The following is a 5,689-nucleotide window of genomic DNA, read 5'->3' as shown; positions in this document are numbered from 1 at the left end:
ACCGTCGCGACCGCGCTCGCGGCCGAGTCGGCCCGCCGGGGCCGGCGTACCCTCCTCGTCGACGCCGACCCGTACGGCGGCAGCGTGGCCCAGCAGCTCGGCATCCTCGACGAGGTGTCGGGGTTGCTCTCCGCGGCCCGGCTGGCGGCCGCGGGGCAGCTCGAGGAGCGGTACGCGTCCGTGCAGCGCGCGCTGGATCCGCGGCTGAGCGTGGTCACCGGGCTGCCCCGCGGCGACCGCTGGGTCGAGGTCCGGACCGGTGCCGTCGAGCACCTCCTGGAGGTCGGCCGCGAGCACGGCGAGGTCGTCGCCGACACCGGCTTCAGCCTCGAGGAGGACCCGGCGCCCGACCTCGGCACCCGCCCCGGTCGCAACCAGATGACGCTCGGCGCCCTCGAGGTGGCCGACGAGGTGGTCGTCGTCGGCTCCGCCGACCCGGTGGGCCTCTCGCGCCTGGCCCGCGGGCTGGTCGAGCTGCGCGAGCTCACCGGTGGACGGCCGGTGCACGTGGTGGTCAACCGGATGCGGCCCACCCTCGGGTGGTCCGAGCGCGACATCGCGGGGATGGTGGCCGGCTTCGCCCGGCTCGCCGGCCTGCACTTCCTGCCCGACGACCAGGCGGCCGTCGACCGCGCCCTGGTCGCCGGCCGCACGCTGGTGGAGGTCGGCGACTCACCGCTGGTGCGGGCGATCGCCCGGCTCGCCGACGCGCTCGCGGCGACGCAGGCTCAGGCCGCGAACAGCAGGTAGAGCCCGCCGACGGTGAACGCCACCATCGCGAACAGCAGTGGGAGCTGGCCGGTGAGCTGGTGTCGTGGCGGCAGGATCTTGATCGCCCGGTCGTGGGCGGCGATCACGCCGAGCACGTGGCCCGCGACCACCGCCAGCACCTTGACGTTCGCCAGGAACGTCGGGTGGTAGGCCAGCCAGTACCACGGGTCGAGGTCGGCCGTCCCGAGGTAGTTGCTGCCGTCGCTGAACGGGTCGCTCGCCTGGATCAACGTGAGCTGGCCGACCTCGACCAGGTAGCGCAGGTAGTGGGCGACGATGTAGCCGACGATGATCGGCACCACCGAGTGGGCGAGCAGGTTGGGCAGCTCGCGGCGGCGCAGGTCGTCGCCCAGGCCGGTGAGCATGGAGCCGGTCGCGAAGATCAGCCCGACACCCACGCAGAACGCCACCAGCGCCAGGTTGTTCAGCAGGTCGGTGGAGACGTCGGTGGACTGCACGAACGACAGCCACCGGCTGGAGTCCTTGAACGAGTCGAACGCCGTGCTGCCGAACAGCACGGCGACCACGGCGACCAGTCCCGGACGGGCGGGGACGGTGTCGAGGTTCGCGAGCGGGGAGCGCAGCACCAGCCGGCCGTCGCGACGGCCCCACACCGACAGGTGCGCGACGAGCGTGGAGTAGACCTCGAACGGATCGGCGCTCTCGTAGAACCGGGAGCCGAACAGGGCACCGCCGACCAGCATCACCGCGACGTACGCCGCGCACCACAGCCGGACCGGGCCGAGCTCGGTGGAGAACGGGTAGACCAGCTCCATCCAGACGAACGCGAACAGGCCGAGCGCCGCCGGCCAGTAGCCGAGCCGCTCGGGGTAGGTGAACAGGCCACGGTCGGGGTCGCTGCCCGAGACCTTGGCGAAGCCCAGGTTGATCGTGCGCACCGGGCTGATGGCCTTCCAGACCGGGCCGAGCAGCAGCGAGAGCGGCACCAGCCCGACCCACCACCACACGTAGAAGATGCCGAAGACCGGGTTGATGACCAGGTCCTTGCCGAACACGGCGGCCATCGCGGCGTAGAGGAACACCGCGAAGCCCAGGACCCGGCACGCGACCCGCCAGCCGGCGGAGTCGACGAGCCTCGTCAGCAGTGCCGGGGCCGGCCGGCCGCTCGTGGCGGCGTCGTACCGCGGCGTGCGCCAGGCGACGGCCAGCACGGTGAACGAGACGACCAGGGCGGCGCTGGCGCCCGCGATCGCGAGCTCGGGCGAGATCGGGAGGTCCTTCGCGCCGCCGATCCCGTGCGTGGAGATGATCGCGCTGGTGAAGCCGTCCGACACCTCAGCAGTCCCTCAGCGCACTTCGAGCTGGACGATGACCTTCTCGAGCTCGTGGGACTCGACGTCGACCGTGCCCGGCTTGTCGATGCCCTCGATGGTCAGCGTCGACTCGCCGGCGTCGAACTCGAGCTCCTGCTCCGGGCTGGAGTGCACGTGGATCACGCCGGGGGCGTCGGAGGTGACGTCGAGCTCGACCTCCTGCCCGACGGCGACCTCGACCCGCTCGCCGTTGGGAGTGACGTTCCCGCCCTCGATCGTGACCGCGATGGTCTTCGGCCCGCTGTCCGCCTCGTCCGGCGAGTCGCTTCCCCCGCATGCGGTGAGCACGGCGAGGGAACAGAGGAGGGCGGCCAGGGCGGCCAGCACACGGCGCATCGTCGAGTCCTTTGCTCGGCCCTTCAGCTGGGCTGCGTCAAACGTCGGTAACGTCTGTCAGAATCGCACGTCGTACCAGCGCCCGGTACGCCGCCCCCCGGCGGCGCGACGAAAGGGACACCATGACCGAGAGGCTCCGTCCGCGCGACGTGGCCATCCTGGCCGAGGAGTCCGCCTCGACGCCGATGCACAACGCGACCGTGGAGATCTTCGACCCGGGGGAGTCCGGCTTCGACTACGCCCGCCTGGTCCGGCTCGTGCAGGAGCGCATCTCGTTCGTCCCGCGCTACCGCCAGCGGGTCCAGGTGGTGCCCGGCCGGGTGGCCAACCCGGTGTGGGTCGACGACGACCACTTCGACATCGGCTACCACGTACGCCGCTCCGCGTTGCCCCGGCCGGGCAGCCTCGACCAGCTGCGCGACCTGGTGGCGCGCATCGTCTCCCGGCCGCTGGATCGCAGCCGGCCGCTGTGGGAGGTCTACTTCGTCGAGGGCCTCGCCGACGGGCAGGTCGCGATCCTCTCCAAGTCCCACCAGGTCCTCGTCGACGGCATCCACACCGTCGACCTCGGCCAGGTGCTGCTCGACAAGTCGCCCGAGCCCAAGGAGCTGGGCGCCGACGGCTGGCGGGCCCGCGGCCGGCCGTCCCCGCTCGGCCTGATGGCCGAGGCGGTGCGCGACTCGGTCACCGCCCCGGAGACCGTGCTCGACACGCTGCGCAGCACGACCGGGGCGGCGCTGCGCGGGGTCGCGGGGACGGCCCGCTCGGCGAGCCGGGTGATCGACGCCCTCGCCAACCGGACGCCGAGCGCGGACTCGCCGATCATCGGCCCGCTGTCCCAGCAGCGCCGGGTCGTGGCGGTCCGCACCGACCTCGCCGACTACCGCCTGGTGCGCGAGGCCCACGGCGGCACCGTCAACGACGTCGTGCTCGCGACGGTCACCGGCGCGCTGCGGGCCTGGCTGATGACCCGCGGGGAGTCGATGCGCGGCATCCGCCGGGTGCGTGCCGTGGTGCCGATCTCGGTCATCGACGCCGAGCTCGAGGCCACCTCGCTGGGCAGCCAGATCGCCGCGCACTTCGTCGACCTGCCGGTCTGGGAGGCCAGCCCCGTGGTCCGGCTGCACCAGGTCTCCTACTCCTTCCAGGCGCACAAGGAGACCGGGCGGGCGGTGGCGGCCAGCCGGCTGGTCGGCATCTCCGGCTTCGCGCCGGCCACGTTCCACGCGATCGGGTCCCGGGTCGCGGCCGTCGAGCGCCGCGGCTACCAGCTCAGCGTGACCAACGTGCCGGGGCCGCAGGCGCCGCTCTACGCCGCCGGTGCCCGGATGCTCGCGACCTACCCCGTGCCGCCGCTGCTCGAGGGCCATCCGCTGGCGATCGGCGTCACGTCCTACGACGGGCACGTCTACTACGGCCTCACCGCCGACCGCGACATGCTGCCCGACGCCGACCTGCTCGGCCCGTGCCTCCAGGAGGCGCTCGACGAGCTCGTCGACTCCGCCCGCGGCACCCGCGGGCGGGTACCGCGGGGCCGCAAGCGCCGTAAACCGCCCGAGGAGTCGTCATGAGCGTGCGGATCTACCTGCCGACCACCCTCCTCCGGCTCGCCGAGGAGCACGGCGCGGGGGCGTTCGAGGTCACCGACGACGTCGTGGTCCTCGAGGTCCTCGACACCGACGGCGACGACGAGGAGGCGGAGTACGACGCGCTGATGACCGCGGCCGACGCCTCCGCCACCCTGCTCGACGGCCCCGGACGCCGGGTCGTCGTGGTCGCCGAGCTCGACCAGGAGCCCGAGACCGGGTGGACGATTCCGCTCAAGCGCGTCGTCGCCGTCCACGCCGACCCCGAGGACCGCCCCGCCGACGCCGACCCCGACGACGACCTCGCCTGGTTCGCCACCCAGGAGATCCCCCACCTCCTCTGAGGCACTGCCCCGGTGTGCCGACTCGGCGTACTCCGGCTCGGCGGGTGGCGGGACCGCTCGCTACGCTCGCAGGCATGGACGCCATGACCACCCCCCCGGCTCCCACCAACGAGCCGAACCTGACCTACGCGCCGGGCACCCCCGAACGGGAGGCCCTGACCGCGGAGATCGCCAAGCTGGAGAAGAAGCAGAAGAACCTGCGCGGCTACATCGGCGGACGCTGGAAGGCCGGCGGCGGCGTCGAGATGCAGGTCGTCCAGCCGCACGACCACCAGCACGTGCTCGGCACGCTGAAGGCCGCCACCCAGGCCGACGCCCGATCGGCCATCAAGGCGGCGAACGACGCGGCTCCCGGCTGGCGCGACATGGACTTCGACGACCGGGCCGCGATCCTGCTCAAGGCCGCCGACCTGCTGGCCGGCCCGTGGCGCCAGCGGATCAACGCCGCCACCGTGCTCGGCCAGTCCAAGACGCCGTTCCAGGCCGAGATCGACTCCGCCTGCGAGCTCATCGACTTCTGGCGCTTCAACGTCCACTACGCCCGGCAGATCCTGGCCGAGCAGCCGATCCGCAACAGCCCCGGCGTCTGGAACCGCACCGACCACCGGCCGCTCGAGGGCTTCGTCTACGCGATCACGCCGTTCAACTTCACCGCGATCGCGGGCAACCTGCCGACCGCGCCGGCCCTCATGGGCAACACCGTCATCTGGAAGCCCGCGGTCACCCAGCAGCTCGCGGCCTCGCTGACGATGGAGCTGCTCGAGGAGGCCGGGATGCCGCCGGGCGTGATCAACATGCTGCCCGGCCACGGCGCCGACGTCTCCGAGGTCGCGCTCGCCAGCCCCGACCTCGCGGGCATCCACTTCACCGGCTCGACCGCCGTGTTCCAGCACCTGTGGAGCGAGGTCGGCGCCAACATCGCCGGCTACCGCGCCTACCCACGCATCGTCGGCGAGACCGGCGGCAAGGACTTCATCGTCGCCCACCCGTCGGCCGACCCCGACGTGCTGCGCACGGCGATGATCCGGGGCGCCTTCGAGTACCAGGGCCAGAAGTGCTCGGCGGCCTCGCGGGCGTACGTCGCCCGCTCGGTCTGGACGAAGATGAAGGACTCGTTCCTCTCCGAGATCGAGAGCCTCGCCATCGGCGACCCGACGGACTTCTCCAACTTCATGGGCGCCGTCATCGACCAACGGGCGTTCGTCAAGCATCGGGCCGCGATCGAGCGCGCGAAGCGCTCGCGCAAGCTCGACGTCCTCGTCGGGGGCACACTCGACGACTCGGTCGGCTGGTTCGTGAACCCGACGGTCGTCGAGGG

Annotated in this window: 6 protein-coding genes; 4 read left to right on the top strand and 2 right to left on the bottom strand. The window is 72.4% G+C overall.

Translation table 11 applies throughout. From position 1 onward, the window contains the following. A partial coding sequence (locus tag VGD85_RS18780) for an AAA family ATPase (protein ID WP_414690835.1) occupies positions 1-750 on the top strand: 750 nt, incomplete at its 5' end. Here the strand turns inward: VGD85_RS18780 and VGD85_RS18775 are convergent. Further along, positions 729-2,066 (bottom strand): hypothetical protein, encoded by a 1,338-nt coding sequence (locus VGD85_RS18775; RefSeq protein WP_331064951.1) that lies wholly within the window; start codon positions 2,064-2,066, stop codon positions 729-731. The genes VGD85_RS18780 and VGD85_RS18775 overlap by 22 nt on opposite strands. Before the next feature lie 12 nt (positions 2,067-2,078). Further along, a complete protein-coding gene (locus VGD85_RS18770) occupies positions 2,079-2,441 on the bottom strand; it encodes a hypothetical protein (RefSeq protein ID WP_331064950.1) in 363 nt (120 codons plus the stop codon). Between the two features lie 122 nt (positions 2,442-2,563). On the opposite strand from VGD85_RS18770, the gene VGD85_RS18765 reads away from it, so the two are divergent. The 3 genes from VGD85_RS18765 to VGD85_RS18755 all read left to right on the top strand — a co-directional run. Then, positions 2,564-4,012, top strand: coding sequence for a wax ester/triacylglycerol synthase family O-acyltransferase (locus tag VGD85_RS18765; RefSeq protein WP_331064949.1), 1,449 nt, complete (start codon positions 2,564-2,566; stop codon positions 4,010-4,012). Continuing rightward, on the top strand, positions 4,009-4,371 hold the full coding sequence (locus tag VGD85_RS18760) for a DUF6912 family protein (RefSeq protein ID WP_331064948.1): 363 nt from the start codon (positions 4,009-4,011) through the stop codon (positions 4,369-4,371). The genes VGD85_RS18765 and VGD85_RS18760 overlap by 4 nt, the downstream gene beginning before the upstream one ends. Before the next feature lie 74 nt (positions 4,372-4,445). Next, positions 4,446-5,689, top strand: a 1,244-nt coding sequence (locus VGD85_RS18755) for an aldehyde dehydrogenase family protein (protein WP_331064947.1), incomplete at its 3' end; no start/stop codon positions are given.

This window comes from Nocardioides sp., from assembly GCF_036401255.1.
Classification (GTDB): Bacteria; Actinomycetota; Actinomycetes; order Propionibacteriales; family Nocardioidaceae; genus Nocardioides.
Note: the sequence above shows the minus strand (reverse complement) of the source record. Positions and strands in the feature narration are given on the sequence as shown.

Excerpts from the sequence above, each read along its gene's own strand:
- VGD85_RS18760 (WP_331064948.1), top strand. The coding sequence starts at position 4,009 with ATGAGCGTGCGGATCTACCTGCCGACCACCCTCCTCCGGCTCGCCGAG.
- VGD85_RS18765 (WP_331064949.1), top strand. The coding sequence starts at position 2,564 with ATGACCGAGAGGCTCCGTCCGCGCGACGTGGCCATCCTGGCCGAGGAG.
- VGD85_RS18770 (WP_331064950.1), bottom strand. The coding sequence starts at position 2,441 with ATGCGCCGTGTGCTGGCCGCCCTGGCCGCCCTCCTCTGTTCCCTCGCC.